At 56.7% G+C, this 252-nt stretch carries 1 protein-coding gene; it reads right to left on the minus strand.

Translation table 11 applies throughout. The features are described 5' to 3' along the window. The coding region (locus tag AC0L3S_RS39565; RefSeq protein ID WP_473285402.1) for a hypothetical protein at positions 1 to 252 on the minus strand (252 nt) is incomplete at both ends.

A 252-nucleotide genomic window follows, 5' to 3' on the forward strand; every position in this document is an offset into this window, starting at 1 on the left:
GCTTGTTCTGCCCATGGAGAATTCAGACGATGCAGTAAGTCCAGGATCTGTGGTAGCTGCACAATAAACTGTGGCGTGGAGAGGAGCTGGCTTTGCTGATAGCACATCACCTCTTCGGTGAGTTCCGGCGGGACTCGGGCATCTTTCAGCCGACTGCGCAGCGCTTCACGCCAGCGGGGAACATCATCAGTGATTGCCGCCTTCAGGCGTGGGAATTTTTCAAAGAAGACCGCCAGCTGCGGTGAGGCCAGC

This window comes from Bradyrhizobium sp. Ken01 (assembly GCF_055807355.1).